Genomic DNA, 26,721 nt, shown 5'->3' on the forward strand with positions numbered 1-26,721 from the left:
AGCGACTACTTCGGTTCTTAGGCGCCCAGCGCGGTCTTAGCGGCCGCGAGGGCATCGGCGATACCGGCGGCGTTCTTGCCACCGGCCTGGGCCATGTTGGGACGGCCGCCACCGCGACCGTCGACCAGGCCCGCGATCTGCTTGATCACGTTGCCGGCGTGGAAACCGGCCTTGACGGCGTCATCGGAGCCGGCGGCGAGCAGGGCCGGGGTGCCCTTCTCGGTCACGCTGCCAACAACGCAGGCGACAGGGCCGGCGACCTTCTGGTGCACGGTATCCCAAACGTTGCGCAGGTCGGCGGCCTCGAGACCCTGAAGCTCAGCGACGACGAGCTTGTAGCCATCGAGCTCGACGGCGCCCTCGATGGCGCTGGAGATAGCGTCGGAGGAGCCACCGGTCAGGGCCTTCTTGAGCTTATTGGACGTCTCGCGCAGCTCGGCCTGCAGGTTCTCAACGCGGGCGGGAACCTCGTCGACGCGGCACTTGAGCGCAGCGGCAGCGGCGTCAACGAGTGCCAGGCGGTCGGCCATGTAATCGAGAGCGCCCTTGGAGGTCACGGCCTCGATACGGCGGACGTTGGAGCCCGTGGAGGACTCGGAAATGATCTTGAACAGGCCGATCTCGGCAGTGTTGGCGGCATGCGTGCCACCGCAGAGCTCGCGAGAGAACGGCTGGTCCTCGGCGCCCACGGAGACAACGCAGACAACGTCGCCGTACTTCTCGCCAAAGAGGGCGACAGCGCCGGCGGCCTTGGCCTCATCGATGCCCATGACGCGGGTCACGACCGGCTTGGAAGCGAAGATCTGCTGGTTGACCAGGTCCTCGACAGCCTTGAGCTGCTCGGAGGACAGGGCCTCAAAGTGCGTGAAGTCAAAGCGCAGGTGCTCGGGCGTCACCAGCGAGCCGGCCTGGGAAACATGCTCGCCCAGGACCTGCTTAAGGGCGGCATCGAGCAGGTGCGTGGCGGTGTGGTTGCGGCGCAGGAAGCCACGGCGCTCGGCGTCGAGCGCGGCGGTCACGGTAGCGCCGACGGTCAGCGTGCCCTCGGCAACGTGGGCGTCGTGGGCATACAGGCCGTTGTGGTTCTTGGTGTCGGCAACCGTCAGCGTAACGCCCTCGGCGGATAGCTTACCAGCGTCGCCCTGCTGGCCGCCCATCTCGGCATAGAACGGGGTGCGGTCGAGCACAACCTCGACGTCCTCGCCGGCGGTAGCGGACTCGACGGACTCGCCGTTGCGAACAATGGCGACAACCTTGGCGCCCTCGATCACATCGTTGTCATAGCCGTCGAACTCGGTCGCGGCGACTTTGTCGGAAAGCTCGACCCACACGTCGTTGAAGCTGCCCCAGGCGTCGCCCTTGGCATTGGCGCGGGCGCGGGCCTTCTGGTCCTCCATGCAGGCGGTAAAGCCGTCCATGTCGACGTCGTGGCCAGCGGTGCCGGCGATCTCGACGGTCAGGTCGATGGGGAAACCAAAGGTGTCATGCAGCTTAAAGGCAACATCGCCCGGAAGGACAGCGCCCTCGGAAAGCGCGGCCAGGGCCTCGTCCAGGTAAACGCGGCCGTTGTCGAGCGTCGTGGAGAAGCGCTCCTCCTCGGAGGCGACGATGCCCTTAACGAGTGCGACGTTCTTGAGCAGCTCGGGATAAGCCTCGCCCATCTGAGCGTTGACCTCGTCGATGAACTTGGTCAGGAAGGCGCCCTCGATACCCAGCAGGCGACCGTGGAACACAGCGCGGCGGAGCAGGCGGCGAAGGACGTACTCGCGGCCCTCGTTACCGGGCAGGATGCCGTCCGAGATCATGAAGTCGACGGCACGGGAGTGATCGGCGATGATACGCAGCGAGCGGCTGGCACCGGAGTAATCGTCGGCGTCATAGGTCTTGCCGCTGATCTCCTCGCCAAGCTTGATGAGGTGCTGCATCAGATCGCCGTCGTAGTTGGCGGTCTTGTGCTGCATGATAGCGGCCATGCGCTCCAGGCCCATGCCCGTATCGAGGTTGCGGTGCGGCAGCTCCGGCATGGAGCCGTCCTCCTGGCGGTCGTACTGGGTAAAGACGAGGTTCCAGAACTCCAGGAAGCGGTCGCAGTCGCAGCCGGGCTTGCAGTCGGGGCTGCCGCAGCCGACCTCCTCGCCCATGTCAAAGTAGATCTCGGAGCACGGACCGCAGGGGCCGGTGGGGCCGGCGGCCCAGAAGTTGTCGTCCTCGCCCAGACGCGAGATGTGATCCTCGGCAACGCCCAGAGAGCGCCACACGTCATGGGTCTCGTCGTCCTCGGTAAAGACGGTGAAGTACAGGCGGTCGAGCGGCAGCTTGAACTCCTTGGTGATGAGCTCAAAGGCCCAAGCGCAGGCCTGCTGCTTGGAGACGCCGCCAAAGGAGAAGTCGCCGAGCATCTCAAAGAAGGACAGGTGACGGCCATCCTCGCCGATGCAGTCGATGTCGTTGGTGCGGACGCACTTCTGGCAGGAGATAGCGCCGATCTCCTTCATGGTCTTCTTGCCCTGGTAATACTCCTTAAACTGGTTCATGCCGGCGTTGGCAAGCAGCAGCGAAGGATCGTCGGGAACGAGGGACGAAGAAGGATAGAGCTTAAGACCGCGCTCCTCAAAGAAGTTGAGGAACTTGGAGCGAATCTCAGCCGTAGTCATTGACGGGTAATCAGCACTCATAGAGGGAATCTCCTCGGTTTCACATCGAAACAGTTCAAACGTAACGATATTACCATCCCACCGCGTCTGTGCAAAAAAGAGGGCCGCCAAACAGCGGCCCTCCAGCGAATTTGCACGTTATTGCCTATGAACTTGAACTTGAAGTGACTTACTGCTCATCATCGTCCATGGAGCCGTCGATGCCGGTATTGGTATCGTCGTCCATATTGGAATCGTCGTCTTTGGCGAAGGGATTCTTGAAAAAGCCCGTAGCATCGGGCTGAAGGCCCGAGAGCTTGATCCAGGGGTTATCGAGCTCGGGCCTGGGCATGGCCTGGGCCTCGGGCGCAGTCTCGTTACCGATGAGCTCGGACTCATAGATGAACGTATCGTCTCCAAGCGCGTCATAAGCGGCAACCGGGTTACCCTCAGTATCGCGATAGGGCGTGCCCTTAAACACGGCCCCGTCGTATGCCACGAGCTGGCGGCCGGTCTCGTTCTCAAAGTAGTAGACGAAAATGCCCTTGAGGGCCGCGCACAGCGGAATGGCGATAACCATGCCGATGGCGCCCATAAGCGCCGAACCGATAACGAGTGCCGTCAGGCTCATGATGGGATGCACCTGGACCGAGCTTTGCATGACTTTAGGCGAAATGACGTTGTCAGTGACATTTTGCGCCACCATGGTCACGACCAAGGTCCACAAAGCCAGCATCGGGCTGAACATAAAGCCGAGCACCGTGGCGATCGCCGCGCTCACCCAGGGACCGACAACCGGAACCAAGTGCATAATGCCCGTAAAGATGGCCATGAGTACCGCGTAGGGATGGCCAATGAGCGTAAAGCCGATAAAGGCGAGGATGCCACCGCAGATGGACGTCACGACCATGCCACGCATATAGCCGCCGACCGAGCGCGAAAGAATCGCAACCATAAAGCGGTACGAGGTCTCCTTTTCCTGCCCGATGATGGTGCAGACCTCGTGGTGCATACGGGGATAGTCGCAGGCCAGCCAATAGGCAAGCACCAGACCGAGGAAGATGACGAACAGCTGCGAGGCCGTATTGGTAATGAACGGGAATACACCGCGACCAAGCTCAGCGGCAATCTGAGATACATACTTGGACGCCACGGTAACCAGCGAAGAAAGATTATCGTCCAGATACTCTTTGAGCGGCGTGTTGTTGAGCGTCTTGGCATGCGAGACCATCTCGTTGAGATCACCGCCCGCAACACGAAGCTGCTCAGGCAGGCGGCTCAAGACTTCCATGATCTGGCCAAAGAGAATCGGCGACAAGATGCAAACGACACCGACGAGCACAGCAACGACCACAATAAGCGCGATAAGCGAACCAATGCCACGGTTGACGCCGTGATGCTCGAGCCAGTTAGTAATCGGCGACATCACAAAAGCGATGATGGAACCGACAGCGAGAAACTCGATAACCGGCGCCAAGATACCCATAAGGTTAAAGATGACGGCGGCGATGACAATGCAGCCGACGACGGCCCAAATGCGAAGCGTCAGAATACGGGTATCGCGCAGCGCGCGATCGGTTTGTTGGGGGTGTTCACTCATGAACGAACCATCACTCCGTCGGGGTCGATCTTGTCCTGAACCTTCTTAAGGGTACGGCGCAGCAGGCGCGAGACCTGCACCTGCGAGATGCCCAGCTTCTTGGCGATCTCGATCTGGGTCATGCCCTTTACGAAACGCAGCTCGATAACCTCGCGCTCGCGCGGCGAGAAATCGCGGATGGCCTCCTCAATCACCAGGCGGTCATCGGTGAAGTCGAGCTCGTTGTCGTCGTCGGCGTAACGGTCGAGAATTGAAGGCGCGTCGTCAGAATCGGACGCACCGGGGGCCTCGATGGGCACCGAGGTATAGGCCGAGGACGATTCCATGGCCTCCAGCACCTCGTCAACGGTCACGTCTAGGTACTCAGCGATTTCCTCAACCTTAGGCGAGCGCTGCAGCTCGTTAGTGAGCTTGTCGGTGGCCTGGTTAACCTTGGCAGAGAGCTCCTGTAGGCGACGCGGAACGCGCACACTCCAACCCTTGTCGCGGAAGTGACGCTTGATCTCACCCAGGATGGTGGGCGTGGCAAACGTGGTGAACTCAAGTCCGCGCTCGGGGTCAAAGCGGTCGATAGCCTTGAGCAAACCCAGATAGCCGACCTGCATGAGGTCGTCGAGCGGCTCGCCGCGATTCTTAAATTTGTTGGCAAGAAACCTTACCAGGTTCATATGGGACATGACGAGCTGCTCGCGGGCGTCCGGATCACCGGTCTCTTTGTAGCGACGAAACAGCTCGCGGGTTTTCTCCTTGTCCCAAGCGGTCTTACCGCTCCGGGAACGTTCGGTCATATTAGATATCCGCCTTGAGATCGAGGGAAAGCGTCAGAGGCGCCGCAGTCTTTTCGTAGGAATCGCACACGCTTGCCAGAATGAGCTCGGCATATACGGCGGCCTGGTCATCCTCATCGACAGTCGCCTGGTCGCCAAAGGTGAAGGTCATGCCCACGTGAGACTCATCGACATCGAATTTGATCGAGATAACGTCAGAATCAACGGCCGTGCAGCCAAAGATGAAGGCCTCCTCGGCAGCCATACGAATGTCCTCGATGCGATCAACGGACATGGAACACAGCGCGCCGACATTAGCCGCCGTCATGCGCACCAGGCGTGCCAGACGCGGATCCCCGGCAACAGTCAGCGTGATAGAGCAAGTTGCTTCACTACTCATCGCAGGACTCCTCGGAGGTCTCGGCGGGCGTGTAGGTGTAATACCGGGCTGCTTTAGCAGCAGGCTTCTGTGCATCATCGTCACCAGCAGCGGCATCGTCCCCGGCTTCGCCAATCAGGACACGCTCGGTCGGCTGCTCGGCTTCGGCGGCAGCGGAAAGATTATGCTCGGCCTCGACCGCGGGAGCCTTCACCTTGTTAAAGAGTTTCTGAACGGCACCGGCCGCAGAGTCGGTCACACTCGACACGGCATTGCTGGCCTCGGCCATGCTGCCCGTAACCTCGGAAATGTCGCGAACCACGGCTTCGACCTCTACGAGATTGGAGGTAAGGGCGTCGACGGCGGTCTTGCTCGACTTGAGGAGCGGCTCAACCTGCGCCAGCGCGGGGGTGAGCTCATCGACGGCGCCATCGAGCTTTGCTACCACGGGCTGAGCCTCGGCGATGGTGTTGTTAAGGTCGCTCACCGTCTTGTCGAGCGAATCAACGACAGTGCGGGTCTTTCGCAGCGTGAGCGCGAGCTCGATGACAGCCCACACGCCGGCAACGGCGAGCAGCAGCAGGGCGATTTGGATGGGACTCATACAAGCCTCCCGAAGGAATCGAAATACAGACGCTGTTCATGGTACCCCAAAGGTGACCGAACATGCCAAAAGCAGCAACGTGAGACAAAATTACCAGCAGCTACTTCGGTGCATTCCCGCTACGGTCGCGCTCGCTTTGCTCTACACGCCACTCTTCCCAGCCGCGGCCGGCAGGCTGCCAAAACGCACCGCGCTCCAGCCCCTCGGGCAAATAGCGTTGATCGACCCAGCCTTCGGGATAATCATGCGGATACTTATACACACCGTATTCGTCACTGCCCGGGCGATGACGATCACGTAGATAGCTCGGCACCTCGCGCAGCCCACTTGAATGAATATCGGCCAACGCCGCATCAATCGAGGCCTCACACGCGTTGGATTTTGGCGCTAAGCACACATAGAGTGCAGCCTGAGCCAGATTAATGCGGCACTCGGGATAACCGATGACCTCGGCAGACTTAAACGCGGCATGCGCCACCAATAGCGCCTGCGGATCGGCGTTGCCAACATCCTCAGAAGCCTGAATCATAATACGGCGAGCGATAAACTTAGGGTCCTCCCCCGCATCGATCATGCGCGCGAGCCAATAGATCGTGGCATCGGGGTCGCTGCCGCGCATAGACTTAATAAACGCGCTGATGATGTCGTAGTGCATGTCGCCGTTTTTGTCATACGAAAAACCACGGCGCGGATTGGCAATCTTTACGTCATCCACGGTAATGGGATAACGCTCCCCCGCCGCCGGCGCTGGCATTCCCTCGGTATCGGGACGCGTGACGGCAATCTCGCTCGCAAGCTCGAGCGTCGTGAGTGCCGAGCGAGCGTCACCCGCAGCCAGCGTGCAGATGGTCTTAACCGTATCCTCATCGGCCGAGAACTTGCCGTTCAAACCCTGCGGCGCCTCGAGCGCACGCTCGATAAGCGTGGCGATATCCTCGTCCTTTAAATGTTCAAGTTCCACCACGCGACCGCGCGAGAGCAACGCCGAGTTGACCTCGAAGTACGGATTCTCCGTCGTGGCGCCAATCATAATGACGGTACGGTTCTCAACCGCATGCAGCAGGGCATCCTGCTGCGACTTGGAGAAGCGGTGAATCTCGTCGATGAAAAGAATGGTGCGACGGTCGTACGTATTCAGGCGCGTCTTGGCCTCGTCAATCACGCGGCGCAGGTCCTTCACAGTGCCCGTCACGGCGCTGACCTCGACAAACTCGCTCTTGGTATGGTTGGCGATAATGTGGGCCAGCGTCGTCTTGCCCGTACCGGCCGGCCCATACAGAATCACACTCGACAGCACGTCATGCTCAATCGCGGCACGCAACCACGAGCCCTTACCGACGGCCTTTTGCTGACCCACGTACTCGTCGAGCGAATTGGGCCGCATGCGCACCGCAAGCGGCGCATTCTGAAAGGAACGCTCACGCGTCGAAGCAGAAAAAAGGTCGTCCATAGCCATCCCGTGCATCAATCAAAAACGTTTTCCACGAACAGTATACCGAATATATACGAACTACCGTTCGTTAATATAGGTACGGTGCGGAAACATCAATCCCGGGAACAGCTTGCTCGTGAGCTCGCAGAAATAACCGTCCGTCATGCTCGCAATGTAATCCACGACCGTCTGGTCCTTATCGTCCTGCCATGCATAGGTGCGATCGTAGTAGGAAAGCTGCTGCTCAATGCGAGAAATGTGGTGCTTAAAGATATACGAGGACTCGTCGCCTTCGTTTATGTCCCGCAGGCAACGGTCATAGAGCTTTTCGAAGGCCTCGCGCAGCTCCGCTTCGGAGTCGCCTTCTATGCCGCCCTTGCTATAGATCTTCTCGTAGTTCTCGCGCTTGGCCCGGCGGATCTCCTCAAACAGGTCCTCGCTCATCTCGATGCGCGGCTTGCCATAGCTGTGCTCGACGATATCGATAGAGGCATGCGTAAGGATCCAGCTGTTGTATGCACCGCCCAGCTCATCGTCAAAGGCGTCGGGTGACAGCAGGCCCGCCGCAATGGCGTCTTGGCGATCGCGCCCAACGTAGGCAAGGATATCCGAGATGCGAACCACGCAGCCCTCGAGCGTCATGGGGCGCAGGTGCTCAATTGCGCTATAACCCGTGGCAATGCATTCCTCGACGGTTCGGTCGAACTGGTTAAAGGAACCCATGTCCGAAAGCTCAAAAACACGCTGTTCGTACTCGCCGTTGTGGCACAGTACGCCATCGAGCGTCTGGAGCGACACGTTGCGGCCGTACAGCGCGTCGAGCACGCGGACCGACTGCACATTATGGAAAAAATAGCGACCCGTGCGCTCGTGATAGATATCGTTGAGGAAACGCTCACCGGCATGGCCAAAGGGCGTGTGGCCCAAGTCGTGGCCTAAGCCAATCGCCTCGATCAGATCGCAGTTGAGCCCCAGAGCACGCCCGATATCGCGAGCGATGCGCGAGACAAGCTGCACGTGCAGGCCGCGGCGCGACAGATCATCGTTGCTGCGAAAACTGAAGACCTGCGTTTTGCCTGCATAACGTGTGTATGCTGGCAGATGCAGAATCTTTTCGATATCGCGCATAAAGGCCGGACGCATAAGCGTGCCCTCGTCTGCGGACCGATCGACACGGCGGATGGCCTGGTCGTCACCGCATCGATAGGGATTAACGACACCCGAGGCGCGGTCGGCGGCAATGCGCTCGACCAGCTCGGGCGACAACGCCGCGGGAATGCGATCCAGGCGCGCCTTGATGGCGGCTGTCTGTTGATTGATTGCCATGGCATGCTCCTTAAAAAGGGCGCGCAAACGGTTACAGCGTACTACCCACGAACTCGATTATGGCAAATATTGGCACCAAAAACGGCAGCAAAGGCAGCGAGCGCGATTTTACGATGAGACAGGCAGCGGCAAGGGTCAGGAGCGCAACCGCAAACGCGACGACGCCGCCCAGGGGATCGAAGGTGCAAAGGGCAAAGAGCGCCTTGGCATCCCCCATGCCAATGCCAGGGGCATGGCGAAGGCGACGCCAGAGTGACTCAGTAAGCACAAGGGCAAGGTAGACGATGACCGCAAGACCGGCGTGGTCAAGCGCCATGTTAACGCCCTTGTCGAGCCAGACGCCTGCAAACGCCGCCATCGCACACGCGCCGGCAAGCTCATTGGGAAACCGCCGCTCGCGGGCATCAATCGCCGCGCCGGCAAAGATGCAAATCCAAAACGGGATATAGAACATCGAAACCCCTCAACTGAGCGCTCAAACGTAAAACCACCGCAAAGGTTCTATCCCCTTTGTGGTGGTTTTGATGGTGGTTATTTGGCGCCCTGCATGACCTCGTCGAGGGTAACGCTTACGGCGTGCTGCGTCGGCACCCAGTCGACCTTCAAGAACAGCGCTGCCACCGTAATGGGGATATAGCTGAACATAAAGATCGGGAAGGTAAACAGGTTGGTTACCAGACGCCACTTTTGCGCGCAGTGAATATGCTTGTATTCAAAGATAGTCGTGAGCAGCGCCAGGATAAAGAAAGTCTGATACATCATAGCGAAGGTCATAATGAGCGAAGCGGCACACGCCTGCATCTCGACTTCGGTAGCCAAGAAACCGTGCGAAAGACCGCCCACGATGAGGAACGTCGCATTAGCGAGCATCGAGATCAGAGAGAGCAGCATGCCCGGTGCGATCGTCATAAACATGTCGTAGGCGGCAAAGCGATGATAGCGGAAGGTCGATTTGACCAGGTGCTTACCGTACGTAAAGAACACCTGGTAGAAGCCCTTGGTCCAACGCATACGCTGTTTCCAGGATGCCTTAAACGTCACGGGCTGTTCGTCAAAGAACTCCGCCGGCGCATAGCCAATGCGAATGCCGTGAATGGCACAGAACGTGGTGAACTGAATATCCTCGGTCAGCGTGTGGAACTGCCAGCCGTGCATACCCTCGATAACGCTGGCGGAGATGAGGTAGCCCGAACCCGAAACGGCGCAAGACGTCTTACAGATGTTGCGCGCGTTGTTGAGAAAGCGCGCCTCGCGCAGATACCACGTGGCATTAGCTGCCGAGATCCACGAGCTGCCAAAGTTCTTGGAATTGCGATAGCTCGTAACAACATGGAAGCCCTGGTCAAAAGCATCGTTCATCTTGGACACGTAATCGCGGGCGATAACGTTATCGGCATCGAAGATAAAGTAGCCTTCAAACGTATCGGGATACTCGTTAAGGATGCGGTCGAAGCCATAGTCCATGACCCAGCTCTTGCCTTTACGGGCCAAGTCATTGCGCTCATAGACGACGGCGCCCGCCTCGCGCGCGAGCTGTGCCGTGTTGTCGGTGCAGGCATCGGCGACCACGAAGACCTCGATAAGCTCGGACGGATAATCTTGGTCCTTAATGGAGCGCACGAGGTTGGCGATCACGGCCTCCTCGTTATGCGCCGCGATAAAGAAGGCATAACGATGGAGCTTCTTGGCCTTGGGAGGCGCGACCTCACCACGGAGAGCACCGATGACAAAGAAGACCACCTGGTACAGAAAGCAGACCGTAAGCAGCGTGACGACAATCTGGTTGAAGATCACGATGGGTGTGTTGGTTTGTAAAAAGGCGAGCATGCAGGCTCCCAGGAACGCGTGACGTAAACAACCGTATATCTTACCGCAGGCTTACGGAGTTCAAGAAACCACCTAATACTGGCTAGGCCTCGAGCAGACCGAGCTGAGGGACGATTTCGTTGCCAGCGGCAGTGCGACCGAGCGAACGCGGGGCCAGATCATCCAGAACCGCCGCAAGATCCCATGGCAGCTCGTCACGGCACTCGATGTGCTCCCCCGTCACGGGATGATCGAACGCCACACGCCAGGAATGCAGGAACTGCCTGGTCAAACCCTGATCGGCACGAGCATCGCACTTGCCATAGAGCGGATCGCCCACGCAGGCGTGGTTGATATGGCGCATGTGAACGCGAATCTGATGCGTGCGGCCGGTAAACAGGTGACACTCGACAAGCGTGTAGCCGTCGTCGAAACGCGTGGAATCAAAGCGCTCAAGGACCTTAAAGGTCGTGATGGCCTGGCGCGCAAAGGGGTCATCGGAAACCGCCATCTTCACGCGGTCGCGCGTGGAGCGAGCGATACCAGTATTGATAGTGCCCTCGTCCATGGCGATGTGCCCATGAACGAGCGTAATGTAGCGACGGTCGAGCGTGCGCGTACGAATAAGATTTTGGAGCGCGCGCTGGGTGTCGTCGTCTTTAGCCGCGAGCATAAGACCCGAGGTATCGCGATCCAGACGATGCACGATGCCGGGGCGGTCCTCGCCCTGCACGGTACCCAGATGGTCGATGCCGCAGTGATAGACCAAGGCATTCGCAAGGGTGCCGCTCTCATGACCATGCGCAGGATGGCACACCAGGCCACGCTGCTTGGAGAGCACCATGAGATAGTCGTCCTCATAGCGAATGTCGAGCGGGATGGCCTCGGGGATCACGTCGGTCGGGTCATGCGGCTCGGGCAGGTCGACCGAGATGCGGTCACCGGAGCGTACGGCATACTTTTTAGATAGGCAGGTCTCGCCGTTGACGGCAACGGCGCCTCCCTCGATCAGATGCGCGCAGGCAGAGCGCGTGGGACAGCCATCGTTGGCGCCCAGATAGGCGTCGAGACGTTGACCGGCGCAATCGTCGGCAACGAGGATATGGATGTCGGCCATTAGCGCTCATTCCTTTCGCGAATCTTGCGGGCACGCTCCCCACGCTGCTTAGCTTTACGTTTGGCGCGGGCCTCGTCACGGGCGTTGAGCTCGGCGGTCGCATCGACCTCGCGAGCGGCGGGACTCAAGAACATGTATCCGATGAGCGCCAGCACGACACCGGCGGTAATGCCGATATCGGCCACGTTAAAGACGGGGAAATCAATGAAGGTAGTGGCAATAAAATCAGTCACAAAGCCCATGGCCAGGCGATCGATCGCGTTGCCGATGGCGCCGCCCGCAACCATGGCCATACCCACGACCTCTAGGCGAGCGAGCTGAGGAGCATGGAGCAAGTACACGGCAATGGCGGCAATGGCCGCAAGCGCCAGCACGGCAAACGCTATGCCATGGCCCTCGCCCATGCTAAAGGCAGCTCCGATATTGCGGACAAACACAAAATCGATCACGCCGGGGATAACAGCCATATGCAGGGTATCGCCCACGGCACGAACCGCAAGCTTGGTCAGCTGGTCAAAAAGCAACACAAAGAGCGCCACCCCACCAGCAACACCCAACCGCCAACGCAAAGGCGGCGTCATATCCCCAGTACGACCCAAATCAATCCCCTACCCTCAAAACAATCGAATTCCATTTAACGCAATTAACCATCTTATATTGCCATACGCAGAACGCACGACATATCCACCAATGCAACAAAGGGGCTGTCCCCTTGTCCCTTCACCGGGTAGTCTTTTTGGCAGTTTTTTTGGGACGGGGCTTTTTTAGCTACCCAGTCCAGCGCTTTCGAAGATTAAGTCCTTATTTGAGGTAGGGCAGCTAAAAAAGCCCCGTCCCAAAAAGACTACCGACACCGAAAACCCGCCAGAGCGAGCATGGTGCCTTGAAGCAAGGCGGCATAGACCTTCTGGTCATGCCGCCGAAGCTGAAAGGCAGATTGCCGCTCTGGCGGGTTTGCAGCGTCAACCTGTTACGCGGTTTGGTAAAACCGCGTAACTACAAGGCATTCGCGCAGCGCTTGCAGATATGCGCGTGACCGTTGTACTCGCCGACGGTGGTGCGATAGTTCCAGCAACGGTCGCAGCACTCGCCCTCGGCGGCCTCAATAGCAACGGAAAGCTCCTCGCCCTGGGTTAGCTCAACATCGGAGACGATGTAGAACTCGGCCAGATCGACGGCCTTGTCGCCGGTCAGCAGCGCATACATCTCGGCGGGAACGACCGCCTTGACGCGGACCTGCTGGCTCTTGGTGAAGGTACCGGCGGAGCGGGCATCCTCAAGGGCCTTGGTCACAGCGCTACGGAGCTCGAGCGAGGCCTCGAGCACGCCCTCGAACTCATTGGCCTCGTCGACCGTGATGGGCGACTTGTACCAATCGAGCAGCGCGGCGTACTTCTGGTGATCGACGCAGCCGGCGGGCGCATAGGCCATGGCCTCGTCGACCGTGTAGGACAGGATCGGCTGCAGGTCGCGCATGAGCATCGAGAAGAGCTCGGCCAGCACGGTCTGGGCGCTGCGGCGCTCGAGCGAGCCGGGCTTGTCGCAGTACAGGCGGTCCTTCAGGGCGTCGAGGTACACGTTGGAAAGCTCGGTAACCACAAAGTCGTAGAGCGCACGGTAGGCGCGCGGGAACTCGTAGCTGGCGTAGGCGTCGTCGACCTCGGCCTGGACCTGGGTCAGACGGGCAACCATGAGCTTGTCGAGCGGCAGCAGGTCGGCAAAGGCGACGCCGTCGGTCTCGGGCTCAAACTGACCCTCGAGCTCGGAGAGCAGGAAGCGCAGCGTGTTGCGGAAACGACGGTAGGCATCGGACGTACGAGCAAGGATCTCGTGGTCGATGGAGACGTCGGAGCTGGTATCGACCGAGGCGACCCACAGGCGGATGATATCGGCGCCCATCTCGTCGCAGACCTTGTTGGGGTCGATGACGTTGCCGAGCGACTTGGACATCTTGCGGCCCTGGCCATCGAGCGTGAAGCCCTGCGAGACGACCGCCTTGTACGGAGCGTGGCCGTTGGCACCCACCGAGGTGAGCAACGAGCTCTGGAACCAACCGCGGTGCTGGTCGGAGCCCTCGAGGTACACATCCGCCGGGTACTCAAGCTCGGGGCGATACTCGCAGACGGCCTTCCAGGACACGCCGGAATCCCACCACACGTCGAGGATATCCTTATCGGCCTTGAGATGATGGCCGCCGCACTTGGGGCAAACGCAAGCCTCGCCCAGGTAGCTCTCGGGAGCGTCGGTGAACCAGGCGTCGGAGCCCTTCTCGTGGAAGAGCTTGATGACGGCGTCGAGCGTGGCGTCGTTCATGACCTTCTCGCCGCAGTCGGCGCAGGTGTAGCTGGGGATAGGCACGCCCCAGTTGCGCTGACGGCTGATGCACCAGTCGGGACGCTGCTCGACCATGGCACCGATGCGGTTGGCCGCGTGGGCCGGATACCACTTGACGTTCTCGCGGATCTCTTTGCCAGCCTGCTCGCGCAAACCGGTCTTGTCCATCGAGACAAACCACTGGTCGGTAGCACGGAAGAGCACCGGGTGCTTGCAGCGCCAGCAGTGCGGATAGCTGTGCGTGATCTTCTTCTCGAGGACCAGGGTGCCGCGCTCGCGCAGGAACTCGATGATGTGCGGATTGGCCTCGTCGGTATCCATACCGCTGAAGGGGCCACCGGTACCAAACTCCTCGCCGGTGTAGAACTTACCGTCGTCATCGACCGGCATACAGATATCGGTGATGCCCTCCTTGAGGCAGGCGAAGTAGTCGTCGACGCCGTGGCCGGGCGAGTTGTGGACGATACCGGTACCGTCATCGACGCCGACGTAATCGGCCAGCAGTGCCACGCCCTCGACACCGTCAAAGATCGGCTGCTTGTAGTGGATGTGGTGGAAGGTCTCAGCGGGAACCACATAGGGCTTACCGTCGACCATGACCGGGGTGTACTCCCAGCCAAACTCCTCACAGCACTTGGGAGCCAGGTCCTCGAGCATGACCTCGGCACGGCCATCGTGCTCAACGGCAACATAGGCGGCGCCGGGCTTAAGGGAAACGGCCTGGTCGGAGGGGATGGTCCACGGCGTGGTCGTCCAGATGATGAAGTCAACCGGGCCGTCGAAGTTCTCGAGACCGGCAGGCTTAGTGGTCATCTCAAAGCGCACGAAGATGGACGGGCTCGTCTCGTCGGAGTACTCGATCTCGGCCTCGGCCAGCGCGGTGTGGCAGTGCTTGCACCAGTGGACGGGCTTATGACCGCGATAGATCATGCCCTTGTCGAACATGGCCTTGAAGACCTCGATGTCGGCGGCGTCATGCTGGTGATAGAGCGTCAGATACGGGTTGTCCCAGTCGCCAAGCACGCCCAGGCGACGGAAGCCGGCCTTCTGCAGCTCGATGTTCTCGACAGCGAACTTATTGCAAAGCTCGCGGATCTTAGCCGTGGAGGTCTGGTTGAACTTCTCGGTGCCGAGCTTCTCCTCGACCTTGTGCTCAATCGGCTGACCGTGGCAGTCCCAACCGGGGACATAGGGAACCTCGTAGCCCTGCATCATCCAGTAACGGTTGATCATGTCCTTAGAGATCTTGTTCATGGCGTGGCCGATGTGGATCGGGCCGTTGGCATACGGAGGGCCGTCGTGCAGCACGAACTTCTTGTGACCCTTGTTCTTCTTTAGAACTTGCTCGTAGACCTTGTTGTCCTGCCAGTCCTTGAGTCGCTTGGGCTCGGACTTGGAAAGACCGGCACGCATGGGAAAACCGGTCTTGGGCAGATTCATCGTCTGCTTGTACTCGTTTGCCACGGTACCCCTTTCTTGTCATGGGCGCGCACGCCCTCTGGGCACCAAAAAAGCGCCCGTCCCTGCAAGCTGGGACGAAGCGCCACAAGACAGGCAGTCTGCCCGTAAAAGCTCTTCGCTTAACCACCCAGCTTAGATGCCCTCGCCCGCGTCGCCGCGCGCTCGCATCCGTTACTCGGCTGGCCTGTATCGACGACCATCTCGGCGATATCTACTAAGACGTGCCTGCGCGGCACGTCCGTTGGGACCGCAGCTCCGGGGTGATTTTCATCGGTCGCATGCACGGGTTCTCAGCGCTCCCCGCTCTCTGTAGCATGCGGACGGCCGACTACTCGTCCCCATCAACGCTTATGCGGAGTATGCTAGCACGTTCCGCGCCGACGAAAAACCCTCAACACTGGTTTTATACGTTCGAAATTTCTCACGGCTGTGGACCTTCTCTAGGAGCAAAATACCTGAAAGTACTTTATCGAACGAAAGAAGGTTGCTATGCGCACGATCGGAATGAGCGACTATACCGTCGGCGAGGACTGCTTCGACGAGCTGCCCGGCGCGCTGGCCGAATACGGTGCGACCAAGGTCGCAATCATCGGTGGCAAGCGAGCACTGGCTGCAGCACTTCCCGGCATCGAAGCCGCGCTGGCAGGCACCGGCGTCGAGGTTCTGGAGACGCGCGTCTACGGCACCAACAGCACACGCGCCAATATCGCCAAGGTCGTAAACTCCCCCGCCTGCCAGGAAGCTGACGTGCTTATCGCCTGCGGCGGTGGCAAGGCGCTCGACACCGTGAAGACCGCAGCTATCGAGCTCAAGAAGATCGTCTTTACGGTGCCGACGATTTGCTCTAACTGCTCCGCCGCGACCGCCATTGCCGTTGTCTACAACGACGACGGCTCGCTCGAGGGCTATTCGTACCCCAACCGCCCCGCGCACATCTTCATCAACCCCAAGATCATCGCCGAGGCGCCAGCGGAGTACTTCTGGGCCGGCGTGGGCGATGCCCTGTCCAAGCAGCCCGAGGTCGAGTACGCCACGAGCGCCGGAAATTTGGAGCACACCGCCGGTCTTGGCCTGGCACTCGCCCACACCTGCTCCGAGCCGCTGTTTACCTATGGCGTCCAGGGTCTTGAGGACGTGCGCCAGGACCTGTCGAGCGAGGCCGTCAAGCAGATCGCGCTCGACATCGTGGTCAACACGGGATATGTCTCGAACCTGACCAACCAGAACGATTACTACTACAACTCGAGCGTCGCACACGCGTTCTACAACGCCACTTGCAGCATTCCGCGTGAGGGCACCTACCTGCACGGCGAGGTCGTAAGCCTGGGCGTGCTCGTGCTGTTCGCCTACACGGGCGACACCGAGAACCTTGAGCGCTATGCGGCCTTTAACAAGCAGATGGGCCTGCCCGTGACGCTTGAGCAGGTCGGGCTTTCCGAGGCCGATATCCCTGCCCTGTGCGAGTACGCGCACGCCACCAACGAGTGGAAGCAGGGTAACCCCGAGCCCTTCACCGACGAGAAGTTCGCCGCCGCCATCAAGGCAGCCAACGCCTACGGCCACACGCTCCTCGCCTAACCTACCAAAAAGCGACAGGTTTATTTTGGCAGGTTTTATCTGGGAAAACGCCATTGAACATCTGTTGAAATTGTTTAGCTTGCCAGTAAAGGGGGCGACCATCTACTCGATGGCCGCCCCCTTTCATTTGCTATTCCAACATGCTCGGGTCAAATTCACTTGCGGGAATCACACGATACCCGTGGCGCAGGAGCAGGTCGACGAAAACGCCGTTACCCGGTGTGAGCGTGCCGCTAAAGGTGCCATCGTAGACGCGGTCTACACCACACGAAGGGCTGCGGTCCTGCAAGACGCACGCAACGATCTCGGACGGCCCGCCCGTCTGCTCACACATGTCGAGTGCGCGCTCGGCACCCAGGCGAAACTCACGATCGACCGAGGCGCCCTCGCAGGTACGGACTTCGCCGTTCACAATTTCGGACGGCTTGCGCGGTGTAGGCAGGCCGCCAAAAACCTCAGGGCACACGAGGAGCACCTCGGTTCCCGTGCGCTCGCAAGCCTCGACCAGCTCGCGATAGTAATTATCGAGCCCGTTATACTTGCAGCTCTCGCCCATCAAGCAGGCACTTACCACGATCTTCATATACAACCCTTCCCAAGCAAAACGCCCCATTTGAGATGGACACTCAAATGGGGCGAAAGCACTGCGCAACTAGTATTACTGCTGCTTTGGCATCAGCGGATTCTCACGCGTGAGGAGATTCATAAACTCCTCGCCCGTAATCGTCTCCTTCTTGTACAGATAACGAGCCAGCTCGTGGAGCTTAAACTTGTTCTCCTTCAGGATCTGCAGGGCGCGGTCGTGCGCATCCTCGATCAGCTTGGCGACAATCGCGTCCACGCGCTCGGCCGTACCGGGGGCGCAGGTGAGCGACGTATCCTGGTTAAGGTACGCGTTCTGCACGGTACCGAGCGCCATCATGCCAAACTCATCGGACATACCAAAACGCGTCACCATGTTACGGGCGAGCTTGGTGGCCTGCTCGATATCGTTGGCGGCGCCGGTCGTCATCTCGCCAAAGATGAGCTCCTCGGCTGCACGGCCACCGCAATAGACGGCGAGCTTGTCCAGGATCTCCTGGCGCGTGGTCAGGAAGCGCTCGTCCTCCTCGACCTGCATGGTGTAGCCCAGAGCACCGCTCGTGCGCGGCACGATGGTGATCTTTGTGACCGGCGCAGAGCCCTTCTGGCGAGCGGCAACGATGGCATGGCCGATCTCGTGATAAGAAACGACCTGCTTCTCGTGGTCGGACAGCACCGTGGACTTGCGCTGCTGACCGGCGATGACGACCTCAACCGACTCCTCAAAGTCGTCCTGCGTGGCGCGCTTGCGACCCTCGCGGACGGCTCGCAGGGCGCCCTCGTTGATAATGTTGGCCAGGTCGGCGCCCGAGGCACCGGGCGTGGCGCGGGCAATCGCGGTCAGGTCGATCGGCGGCTGCGTCTTCACGCTCTTGGCGTGCAGCTCAAGAATGTTCTTACGGCCGGTCAGGTCGGGCAGCTCAACGGGGATGCGGCGATCAAAACGACCGGGGCGCAACAGGGCCGGGTCAAGGCTGTCGGGACGGTTGGTTGCAGCGAGGACGACGATACCCTTGTGGTTATCGAAGCCGTCCATCTCGGTCAGCAGCTGGTTGAGCGTCTGCTCGCGCTCGTCGTTGCCACTGAAGCCGCCGCCGTCGCGCTTCTTGCCGATGGTATCGATCTCATCGATAAAGACGATGCACGGGGCCTTTTCCTTGGCCTGTTTAAACAGATCGCGAACCTTGGCGGCGCCGCGGCCGACGAACATCTCAACAAACTCAGAGCCCGAGATACTAAAGAACGGCACACCAGCCTCGCCGGCCACAGCCTTGGCAAGCAGGGTTTTACCGGTACCCGGAGGGCCGACAAGGAGGGCACCGCGCGGCAGCTTGGCGCCAATCTCCTCGTAGCGCTGCGGCTTCTCCAGAAAGTCGACGACCTCCTTGAGGGACTCCTTGGCCTCTTCCTGGCCAGCGACATCCTTAAAGGTCACTCCCACATCCTTGGAGGCAATCACGCGCGCGCCGGACTTGCCCAGTCCACCGCCGCCAAAACCGCCGCCGCCAAAGTTCATCGACGGGCCGTCATCACCCATGGCCTTCTTCATGCGGCGGTTGAGCCACCAGCCGATCAGGAAGAAAATCGCCATGGGAAGAATGAGGGTGAGCAGGTAGTAAGTCATCAGACCCGAGTTCTTATCGGGAACGACCGACTCAAGCGAGGCGCCAGATTCAAGCACGCGATCGGTAAAGCCCGCATCATTCGGCACACCGGTCGTCTTGTAGGCGATGTTCTCGTCCTCACCCTTCTTAGTGTAATAAATCGAGTAATCGTCCGTGTTGTACTCGACCTTATCGACGCTCTTCTTGTCGAGCGCTTTGACAAACGTCGAGTAATCGGTCTTCGTAATCTGCTGCGTGTGACCGATGTTGGGGAACAGAACGGTCGAGAGCACGAGGTAGACGACGAAGGCGATGAGCACGTAGAGGATCATATTCCGTCTACGTTTGTTGTCATCCATCTCCATCTGCTTGAACTCCATCTACTGGGGTTGATAATGCTAACTAGAATACCCAACCCGGCCGGCGATAAACCGACACCGGGCACGAAAGGACAGAGATGGCATCACTGGAAGTCGGCAAGGTTCAAATCTATACGGGCGACGGCAAGGGCAAGACGACGGCTGCGCTGGGGCTCGCGCTGCGCGCCACGGGCTATGGACTTAACGTGCTCATGCTTCAGTTTGCCAAGAAGCTGCACTGCGCCGAACATGACGCAGCTCCTCGATTGGGGCTTTGCATCGTACAAGCCGACCGCGACACGCCCGAAGCCTGTGCCGCACAGATCATGAAGCTGGCGCGCGAGCAGATTAGCCAAGTCGACGTGCTGATCTTGGATGAGCTGGGAGAAGCCATGAGACGGGGCTTTGTGACGCGCGAAGATGTCGAAGCGTTGATCGCGATGAAACCAACCACCACGGAGCTCGTGCTCACTGGCCGCGGCTTGCTGCCCCTCGCCGACCTTGCCGACCTCGTAACCGAAATGCGCCCCGTCAAACACTACTTCGACGAAGGCCTCCTAGCCCGCCAAGGCATCGAATACTAATTGATCCAAAGGGGACGGAGGAAAACGAATCATCGACATCACCACGGAGAGCAATGATCCGTTTTCCTCTGTCTCATACGGATCATTAGGCAGTAGCGCGGCCTAGCCAGTTGCCGCTGTGGTGGTAGATAGTGAACATCGTGGCCGTGATGAGCCAGGTTACGGGGTAAACCAGCAGCAGGAGCTCAAGCGATGGATCGAAAGGCATGATCGCAAACACCCAGATCACCCTGAGCACGACGGTGCCGAAAATCGTGAGAATCATGGGCTGCAAGCTCACGCCGGCACCGCGAATGGAGCCCGACGCGTTTTCGATAATCGAGAAAATCGCATAGAACGGCGCAATAAAATGGATGATGGTCGTGGTGTAGGCCGAGATCGAAGCATCGTCGACAAACAGACGCGACAGAGGACCCGAGAACACCAGCAGCACGGCAGACAGGCCACCAATGAGCATAAACGACAGCACGAGCGACGTATGGTAGCCCTTGCGCATGCGCTCGTAGTTGCGCGCGCCAAAGTTCTGTGCCGAGAACGTGGTGATCGACACGCCAAGCGCCTCGGTAACCATCCAGACAATGCCATCTAAGCGGCCCGAAAGACCCCAAGCCGTGGTGACATCGGCACCAAACGAGTTGACCGACACCTGAATCAAAACGTTGGAAATCGAATACGCAGCAGACTGAAAGCCAAGCGGCAGACCACACGAGATCATGCTCTTGCAAACACCAGGATCAATGCCGAGTTTGGAGAGTGAAAGCCGCCACGCACCCGGTGCGTGCATCATGCGAATCACGATCATCGTGGCGTTGGAGCAAATGGTCAGCGCCACCGCGATGCCGCAGCCCAGAGCCTCCATATGCAGCACGGCAACAAATATGATATCCAGCACCACATTAACGAGGCAGCCGGAAGCGATGATCACGGCAGGTCCACGCGTGTCGCCCACGGCACGCAGCAGTGCCGTTCCCATATTGAGCAGCAGCGCCGCAACCATGGCGGCAAAATAGCAACGAGCATAGGCCGCACCCTCGGCCAATAGTTCATGCGGCGTATTCATAAGCACCAGCATGGGCTCAACGAACACTATGCCCAGAATCGAGACGACGATACCGCCCACCAGAGCGAGCGTCATGGCCGTATGGACCGAACGACTCAGTCGCTCATCATCGTGCTGGCCAAAATACTGACCCGTAATAACAGCACAGCCGGCGCCAACACCGACGCAAAAACCGATGCAGAGCTCCGTGAGCACCATCGTGGCCTGGATGCCACCCAGCGCGAGCTTGCCGCCAAACTGACCGACGATATAGGTACCGATAAGCGTGTAGGCCTGCTGAAAGAACGAACTAAAAAAGATGGGAACGCACAGCGAAAGCAACTGCTGCCAAATAACACCCTGTGTTACATCGATAGCCGTAGATTTCTTAGCCACACGCCCTCCCCACCAGCGCACGTCAAACAACAAAACGTCAATTTTATGACCAAAGCCGACACCAGCTTAGCACCGACCGGCGTCAACCGAAACACCCGGACTCAGAGCCCGGTGCAAAATATCTGCCTAGTGATACAGTCCCGGCTGGTAGTGATACTCGTTGCTCACGTGCGGACACAACTGCCAAAAAGCGACAGCACTCGCCGCGGCCACGTTGAGCGAATCGACCCCGTGCGCCATCGGAATACGCACAGCCCGGTCACAGCCCGCGATGGTCTTGGCGCCCAGGCCGGCGCCCTCGGTGCCCATAAAGATCGCCAACCGGTCAATCTCCCGCAACGCGGGATCGTCCAACGACACCGAATCATCCGTCAATGCCATGGCGGCACACGAAAAGCCGGCATCGTGCAGCGCCGCCAGCCCATCATGCGGCCATACGCGCGCCTCGCTGCCAATGCGCGTCCAGGGCACCTGGAACACCGTGCCCATGCTCACGCGGGCCGAGCGGCGGTACAGCGGGTCACAGCAAGTGGGGCTTACCAAAATGCCATCGACATTCAACGCTGCCGCCGAGCGGAAAATCGCACCCACATTAGTATGGTCGACAATACCCTCGAGCACGCACACGCGCACCGGGCGCTCACCCGCCACCTCGACGACGCCGTCCAAGAACTCATCAACCGGAATCTGACGCGGGCGACGGAACGCCGCGAGCGCACCGCGCGTCACGTTAAAGCCCGTCAACTGCTCCATGAGCTCCATGGAGGCCACGAACACAGGAACCGGACCTGCGCCCTCGCGTACAACCAGACGCTCGAACAGCGGCATCATCTGATCGAGCCAGCGCTCACCCAAAAGAAAGCTCACCGGCTCGTATCCGGCACGCACCGCGCGCTCGATGACCTTGGCGCTCTCGGCGATAAAGATGCCCTTTTGCGGCTCCAGCACGCAGCGCAGCTCGCGCTCCGTCAGTCGCACGTAGGCGTCGAGCCGCTCATCATTAAGGGAATCGATTCGCAGCACCTCAACGGCATCAGTCATAGCAGCCAGCCCGTACCCTTCTTTACAGCACATCTATACCAAACGAGGCGACGCTAAGCGCCGCCCCATGCATTCAATCAACCCGGTGATACCGTTCACGCCAGACGATTTAAGCATCAACACGACGATATGTCACGAACTCATAATCGAGGCCTTCGTCACCCTCGCCCGCGGCAATCGTGGCAACCCCGTCGCGCCGCGCAACTTCCCACGCGGAATCGGCGTCCAAGTCGGGAAAGTACGTATCCACGTCATGTACGCAATGGTTATGCGTGACCTCGGCCTCCACGCAGTACGGCAAAAACTGCCGATACACCTCGCCGCCACCGATCACCCACGCAACAGGTTCATCGACCACGGCGGCCAAGGCCTCGTCGATACTATGCACCACGTCGACGCCCTCGGGGGCAAAGCCCTCGTCGCGTGTGAGCACAATGTTGCGACGGTTCTTAAGCGGACGCCCGCCGGGAAAACTCAGCAGGGTCTTGCGTCCCATAATGACCGGACAACCCTTGGTGCACGCCACAAAATGGCGCATGTCGGCACGGTTGGACACGACCATGTCACCCTCGCACCCAATGCCCCAGTCATCGCACACGGCGACAATGGCAGAAAGCTTACACGTCATGCGCGTCACCTACACCGCAATGGGGATGTTCTTGACCTGCGGGCCGTGCTCATAGCCCTCAACGATCAGATCATCAGTCGTAAACGCGTAGAAATCATGCACATCGGGGTTGAGCGTTACCTTAGGAGCCGCAAACTGCGGACGCTCGATAAGCTCGCGGACGATATCGACATGACGGTCGTAAATATGGGCATCGGCGATCACATGCAGCAACTCGCCAGCGATCATATCGACCGACTGCGCGACCATCATCAGCAAAATGGCATACTGGCACACATTCCAGTTGTTCGCGGCCAAAATGTCCTGGCTGCGCTGGTTGAGAATCATGTTGAGTGTTGGCTTATCGTCCTGCGGGCGCTGCGTGACGTTATAGGTCACGCTGTAGGCGCACGGATACAGGTGCATCTCGGACAGGTCGCTAAACACATACGTATTGGTCATGATGCGACGGCTGTACGGCGTGTGCTTAAGGTCGTACAGCACGCGGTCCATCTGGTCAAAGTCACCCTCGGCATAATGGCTCTTCTGCCCAATCTGATACCCATAGGCCTTGCCGATAGAGCCGGTCTCGTCGGCCCACTCATCCCAAATATGGCTGTTGAGGTCATGCACGTTATTGGACTTCTTTTGATAGATCCATAGAATCTCGTCCATGGCAGATTTGAGGGCCGTACGACGCAGGGTAAGCGCCGGAAACTCCTCACGCAGGTCGTAGCGTGCCGTGACACCAAAGTTTTTAATAGTATAGGCAGGGGTGCCGTCCTCCCACACCGGACGAACCTTTTGGCCCTCGGTAGTGGTGCCATGGTCCAGAATATCGCGGCACATGGCTACAAACTGTTGATCAGCTTTGCTCATTGACCCTCCTGTCAGTCGCCTATAAGCGATTTTTATTGTAGCCCAGGCGCGCAGCATCGAATTGCACACTTGGGGCGGCACACGCAATGCACGGCAGTACGGCGCCGCATTCGCAAATGCTGCACCTTTAGCTTTTTTGACATATGCCAAAAATAGCTTGAACGGTTTCGCATACGCGCTATCCTATTGTTGACATATGTCAGATTTGGAGAGCGTATGGCTGGAAGACGCGAAAAATTGCGCCGTGTTGGGATCATTCCCGAATATCGCGGCTTTACCCCTGACGGCCTTGCCAGCGGAGACGCCATCGACATGACGGTCGATGAGCTCGAAGTCCTACGGCTTTGCGACCTGGAAGGCCTCAATCAGGAGGCCGTCGCCCAGCAAATGGGCATCGCCCGTGCCACCGTGGCGGCCATCTGCAGCCGCGCGCATCGCAAGGTGGCAAACGCGCTGGTCAACGGGCGAGCACTTAGTATCGAGGGCGGCAATATCGCATACTCCCCTACACCTACGACGACGGCCATATGGCCAGCAAAGGAGGTCGGCACCATGAGGGTGGCAACGACGTACGACAACGGCAACATCTTTATGCACTTTGGCCGCAGTGAGCAGTTCAAAATCTATGACATCCAGGATGGCAAGGTGCTCAACGAGCAGGTCGTAGGCACCGGCGGCACTGGTCACGGCGCCCTAGCGGGTCTGCTCGCCAACGGTGGCGTCGATACGCTCATCTGCGGCGGTATCGGCGGCGGCGCCATCAACGCGCTCACCCAGGCAGGCATCACGGTCTATGCGGGCGCCCAGGGCAGCTGCGACGCCTGCGTCGAGGCCCTCATTGCCGGCACGCTCGCGCAGACCGGCGAGGCTACCTGCGACTGCCATGGCCACGACCACGAGCACGCCCACGAGCATGGCGAGTCCTGCGGCTGCCACGGCCACCACGACCATGATGGGCACGAGGGCTGCGGCTGCCACTAGTGGCAAGCACCTCAACGCCAACACGCTTCCGCGCGTGAGAAAACCTGCGAACGAACGGCGAAGGCCGCCTGGAGTACCATCCAGGCGGCCTTCGCCATACTCGACTCAACCAGTCGTTACTTTTTATTACGCATCTGCGCTTCCATCTGGCGCAGCAGGTCCATATCGGACTTGGGACCACCTGTTCCCATGCCACCCAGGCCACCCAGGCCGCCCATGCCGCCCAGACCCATGGCATCCAGACCGGGAATATTGGGCATGCGCATCTTTTTGCCTTTTTTACCCTTCTTGCCCTTCTTGCCGCCGGCTTGCGCCTGGTTGGCCATCGAGCGCATGCGGCCCATCATCTTGTTCATCTCGCCCCACTGCTTCATAAGGCTATTGACCTCGGTGGGGGTCACGCCGGCACCCTTGGCGATGCGGGCGCGACGCTGGCCGTTGATGATGGAAGGACGCAGGCGCTCCTCCTTGGTCATCGACATGATGATGGCCTCGTTCTTGTCGAAGATGCCCTCATCCAGGTTGTCGCCCATCTGGTTGAGCGCACGCTGGCCGCCAGGAAGCATGCCCAGAATGCCCTTCATACCGCCCATCTTCTTGACGGCCTTCATCTGGTCGAGCATGTCGTTCATGGTAAAGCCCTCGCGCAGCATGCGCTCGGCAGCCTCGAGCTGCTCGGCATCGGCTGCCTCCTGGGCTTTCTCGATAATGCCGACGACGTCGCCCATGCCCAAGATGCGCTTGGCCATGCGATCGGGATAGAACGGCTCCAGCGAATCGGGCTTCTCGCCCATGCTCACGAACTTGATGGGCTTGCCGGTCACCTGGCGCACCGAAAGCGCGCCGCCGCCACGGGCGTCGCCGTCGAGCTTGGAGATGATCACGCCGTCAAAGTCGGTGCGCTCGGCGAAGGTCGAGACAACGTTGACGATATCCTGGCCGGTCATGGCATCGACGACCATCAGCACCTGATCGGGCTTGACGGCCTTCTTGATGTCCACGGCCTCCTGCATCATCTGCTCGTCGATCTGCAGACGACCGGCGGTATCGACGATGACCACATCGCGCAGGTGGTCGACGGCCTCCTGGATGGCGCCCTTGGCAATATCGACCGGGTGCTCGCCGTCACCGCGGAAGACCGGCACGCCGATCTCTCCACCAAGCGTGGCCAGCTGGTCGGCAGCGGCGGGACGGTAGACGTCGCACGCGGCGAGCAGCGGCGAGCGGCCCTGCTTCTTGAGCAGGTATGCCAGCTTTACAGCCGCCGTGGTCTTACCGGAGCCCTGCAGGCCCACGAGCATAATGACGTTGGGAATGCGGTTGCTAAAGACGAGCTTGCTCTCGGTGGAGCCGAGCATCTCGGTGAGCTCGTCGAGCACGATCTTGACGACGTTTTGCGCCGGCGTCAGCGATTCCATGACCTCGGCGGTCATGCAGCGCTCCTTGGTCTTGGCGACAAACTCCTTGACAACCTTAAAGTTGACGTCGGCCTCGAGCAGCGCCATGCGAATGTCGCGCATGGCCGAGGTGATATCGGCCTCGGTCAGCTTGCCCTTGCCGCGCAGGCGGTCAAATGTGTCGTTGAGGCGATCGCTCAGAGAATCAAACACTG

Annotated in this window: 22 protein-coding genes; 3 read left to right on the forward strand and 19 right to left on the reverse strand. The window is 59.5% G+C overall.

The features are described from left to right. Positions 1–17: 17 nt before the first annotated feature. From alaS to ileS, 12 genes are all read right to left on the reverse strand, one after another. A complete protein-coding gene (alaS, locus tag ACTQ1S_RS05725) occupies positions 18–2,675 on the reverse strand; it encodes an alanine--tRNA ligase (protein WP_441547267.1) in 2,658 nt (885 codons plus the stop codon). 148 nt (positions 2,676–2,823) lie between these two features. After that, positions 2,824–4,233, reverse strand: coding sequence for an AI-2E family transporter (locus ACTQ1S_RS05730; RefSeq protein ID WP_441547268.1), 1,410 nt, complete (start codon positions 4,231–4,233; stop codon positions 2,824–2,826). Continuing rightward, positions 4,230–5,021 carry an RNA polymerase sigma factor SigF gene (locus tag ACTQ1S_RS05735; RefSeq protein WP_427717298.1) on the reverse strand — a complete coding sequence of 264 codons (792 nt, stop codon included), beginning with the start codon at positions 5,019–5,021 and terminating at the stop codon, positions 4,230–4,232. Before ACTQ1S_RS05735 ends, ACTQ1S_RS05730 begins: the two co-directional genes overlap by 4 nt. Before the next feature lies 1 nt (position 5,022). Further along, the gene (locus ACTQ1S_RS05740; RefSeq protein WP_154515503.1) at positions 5,023–5,400 is read right to left on the reverse strand and encodes an ATP-binding protein; all 378 of its coding nucleotides are present in this window, start codon (positions 5,398–5,400) and stop codon (positions 5,023–5,025) included. Continuing rightward, entirely contained in the window at positions 5,393–5,983 is a 591-nt protein-coding gene (locus tag ACTQ1S_RS05745; protein WP_441547269.1) for a hypothetical protein, read from the reverse strand. The genes ACTQ1S_RS05740 and ACTQ1S_RS05745 overlap by 8 nt, the downstream gene beginning before the upstream one ends. A 100-nt stretch (positions 5,984–6,083) precedes the next feature. Continuing rightward, positions 6,084–7,433, reverse strand: coding sequence for a replication-associated recombination protein A (locus tag ACTQ1S_RS05750; protein WP_441547270.1), 1,350 nt, complete (start codon positions 7,431–7,433; stop codon positions 6,084–6,086). 60 nt (positions 7,434–7,493) lie between these two features. Beyond that, positions 7,494–8,741 carry a deoxyguanosinetriphosphate triphosphohydrolase family protein gene (locus ACTQ1S_RS05755; RefSeq protein WP_441547271.1) on the reverse strand — a complete coding sequence of 416 codons (1,248 nt, stop codon included), beginning with the start codon at positions 8,739–8,741 and terminating at the stop codon, positions 7,494–7,496. 31 nt (positions 8,742–8,772) lie between these two features. After that, entirely contained in the window at positions 8,773–9,195 is a 423-nt protein-coding gene (locus tag ACTQ1S_RS05760) for a prepilin peptidase (RefSeq protein ID WP_441547272.1), read from the reverse strand. 77 nt (positions 9,196–9,272) lie between these two features. Continuing rightward, positions 9,273–10,568, reverse strand: coding sequence for a glycosyltransferase family 2 protein (locus ACTQ1S_RS05765; RefSeq protein WP_154515488.1), 1,296 nt, complete (start codon positions 10,566–10,568; stop codon positions 9,273–9,275). An 82-nt stretch (positions 10,569–10,650) separates the two neighbouring features. Then, positions 10,651–11,664, reverse strand: a complete 1,014-nt coding sequence (locus ACTQ1S_RS05770) for an RluA family pseudouridine synthase (protein ID WP_441016312.1) — start codon at positions 11,662–11,664, stop codon at positions 10,651–10,653. Next, positions 11,664–12,191 carry a signal peptidase II gene (lspA, locus tag ACTQ1S_RS05775; protein WP_441547273.1) on the reverse strand — a complete coding sequence of 176 codons (528 nt, stop codon included), beginning with the start codon at positions 12,189–12,191 and terminating at the stop codon, positions 11,664–11,666. Before lspA ends, ACTQ1S_RS05770 begins: the two co-directional genes overlap by 1 nt. Positions 12,192–12,660: 469 nt before the next feature. After that, positions 12,661–15,438 (reverse strand): isoleucine--tRNA ligase, encoded by a 2,778-nt coding sequence (gene ileS / locus ACTQ1S_RS05780; RefSeq protein WP_427794734.1) that lies wholly within the window; start codon positions 15,436–15,438, stop codon positions 12,661–12,663. A 510-nt stretch (positions 15,439–15,948) separates the two neighbouring features. On the opposite strand from ileS, the gene ACTQ1S_RS05785 reads away from it, so the two are divergent. After that, entirely contained in the window at positions 15,949–17,037 is a 1,089-nt protein-coding gene (locus ACTQ1S_RS05785) for an iron-containing alcohol dehydrogenase family protein (RefSeq protein ID WP_154515482.1), read from the forward strand. A gap of 130 nt (positions 17,038–17,167) precedes the next feature. Here the strand turns inward: ACTQ1S_RS05785 and ACTQ1S_RS05790 are convergent, their stop codons facing one another. Both ACTQ1S_RS05790 and ftsH read right to left on the reverse strand, forming a co-directional pair. Then, on the reverse strand, positions 17,168–17,620 hold the full coding sequence (locus ACTQ1S_RS05790) for a DUF523 domain-containing protein (RefSeq protein ID WP_441547274.1): 453 nt from the start codon (positions 17,618–17,620) through the stop codon (positions 17,168–17,170). Between the two features lie 75 nt (positions 17,621–17,695). Next, positions 17,696–19,588 carry an ATP-dependent zinc metalloprotease FtsH gene (gene ftsH / locus ACTQ1S_RS05795; protein WP_195838531.1) on the reverse strand — a complete coding sequence of 631 codons (1,893 nt, stop codon included), beginning with the start codon at positions 19,586–19,588 and terminating at the stop codon, positions 17,696–17,698. 92 nt (positions 19,589–19,680) lie between these two features. On the opposite strand from ftsH, the gene ACTQ1S_RS05800 reads away from it, so the two are divergent. Then, on the forward strand, positions 19,681–20,166 hold the full coding sequence (locus tag ACTQ1S_RS05800) for a cob(I)yrinic acid a,c-diamide adenosyltransferase (protein WP_441547275.1): 486 nt from the start codon (positions 19,681–19,683) through the stop codon (positions 20,164–20,166). Between the two features lie 85 nt (positions 20,167–20,251). Here ACTQ1S_RS05800 and ACTQ1S_RS05805 read toward each other — a convergent pair whose 3' ends face one another. The 4 genes from ACTQ1S_RS05805 to thyA all read right to left on the reverse strand — a co-directional run bounded on the left by ACTQ1S_RS05805 (position 20,252) and on the right by thyA (position 24,128). Further along, the gene (locus ACTQ1S_RS05805) at positions 20,252–21,601 is read right to left on the reverse strand and encodes an MATE family efflux transporter (RefSeq protein ID WP_441547276.1); all 1,350 of its coding nucleotides are present in this window, start codon (positions 21,599–21,601) and stop codon (positions 20,252–20,254) included. A 126-nt stretch (positions 21,602–21,727) separates the two neighbouring features. Further along, positions 21,728–22,642 carry a TrmH family RNA methyltransferase gene (locus ACTQ1S_RS05810; protein WP_427728133.1) on the reverse strand — a complete coding sequence of 305 codons (915 nt, stop codon included), beginning with the start codon at positions 22,640–22,642 and terminating at the stop codon, positions 21,728–21,730. A 109-nt stretch (positions 22,643–22,751) separates the two neighbouring features. Further along, positions 22,752–23,270 carry a dihydrofolate reductase gene (locus ACTQ1S_RS05815; RefSeq protein WP_441547277.1) on the reverse strand — a complete coding sequence of 173 codons (519 nt, stop codon included), beginning with the start codon at positions 23,268–23,270 and terminating at the stop codon, positions 22,752–22,754. Positions 23,271–23,279: 9 nt separating this feature from the next. Beyond that, positions 23,280–24,128, reverse strand: a complete 849-nt coding sequence (gene thyA, locus ACTQ1S_RS05820) for a thymidylate synthase (RefSeq protein ID WP_154515464.1) — start codon at positions 24,126–24,128, stop codon at positions 23,280–23,282. Positions 24,129–24,344: 216 nt separating this feature from the next. On the opposite strand from thyA, the gene ACTQ1S_RS05825 reads away from it, so the two are divergent. Next, positions 24,345–25,109, forward strand: coding sequence for a NifB/NifX family molybdenum-iron cluster-binding protein (locus tag ACTQ1S_RS05825; RefSeq protein ID WP_441547278.1), 765 nt, complete (start codon positions 24,345–24,347; stop codon positions 25,107–25,109). Between the two features lie 116 nt (positions 25,110–25,225). Here ACTQ1S_RS05825 and ffh read toward each other — a convergent pair whose 3' ends face one another. Continuing rightward, positions 25,226–26,719 carry a signal recognition particle protein gene (gene ffh / locus ACTQ1S_RS05830; RefSeq protein WP_441547279.1) on the reverse strand — a complete coding sequence of 498 codons (1,494 nt, stop codon included), beginning with the start codon at positions 26,717–26,719 and terminating at the stop codon, positions 25,226–25,228. Between the last annotated feature and the right edge of the window lie 2 nt (positions 26,720–26,721).

This window comes from Collinsella sp. LCP21S3_D3 (genome assembly GCF_052118305.1).
In the GTDB taxonomy this organism is placed as follows: Bacteria; Actinomycetota; Coriobacteriia; order Coriobacteriales; family Coriobacteriaceae; genus Collinsella.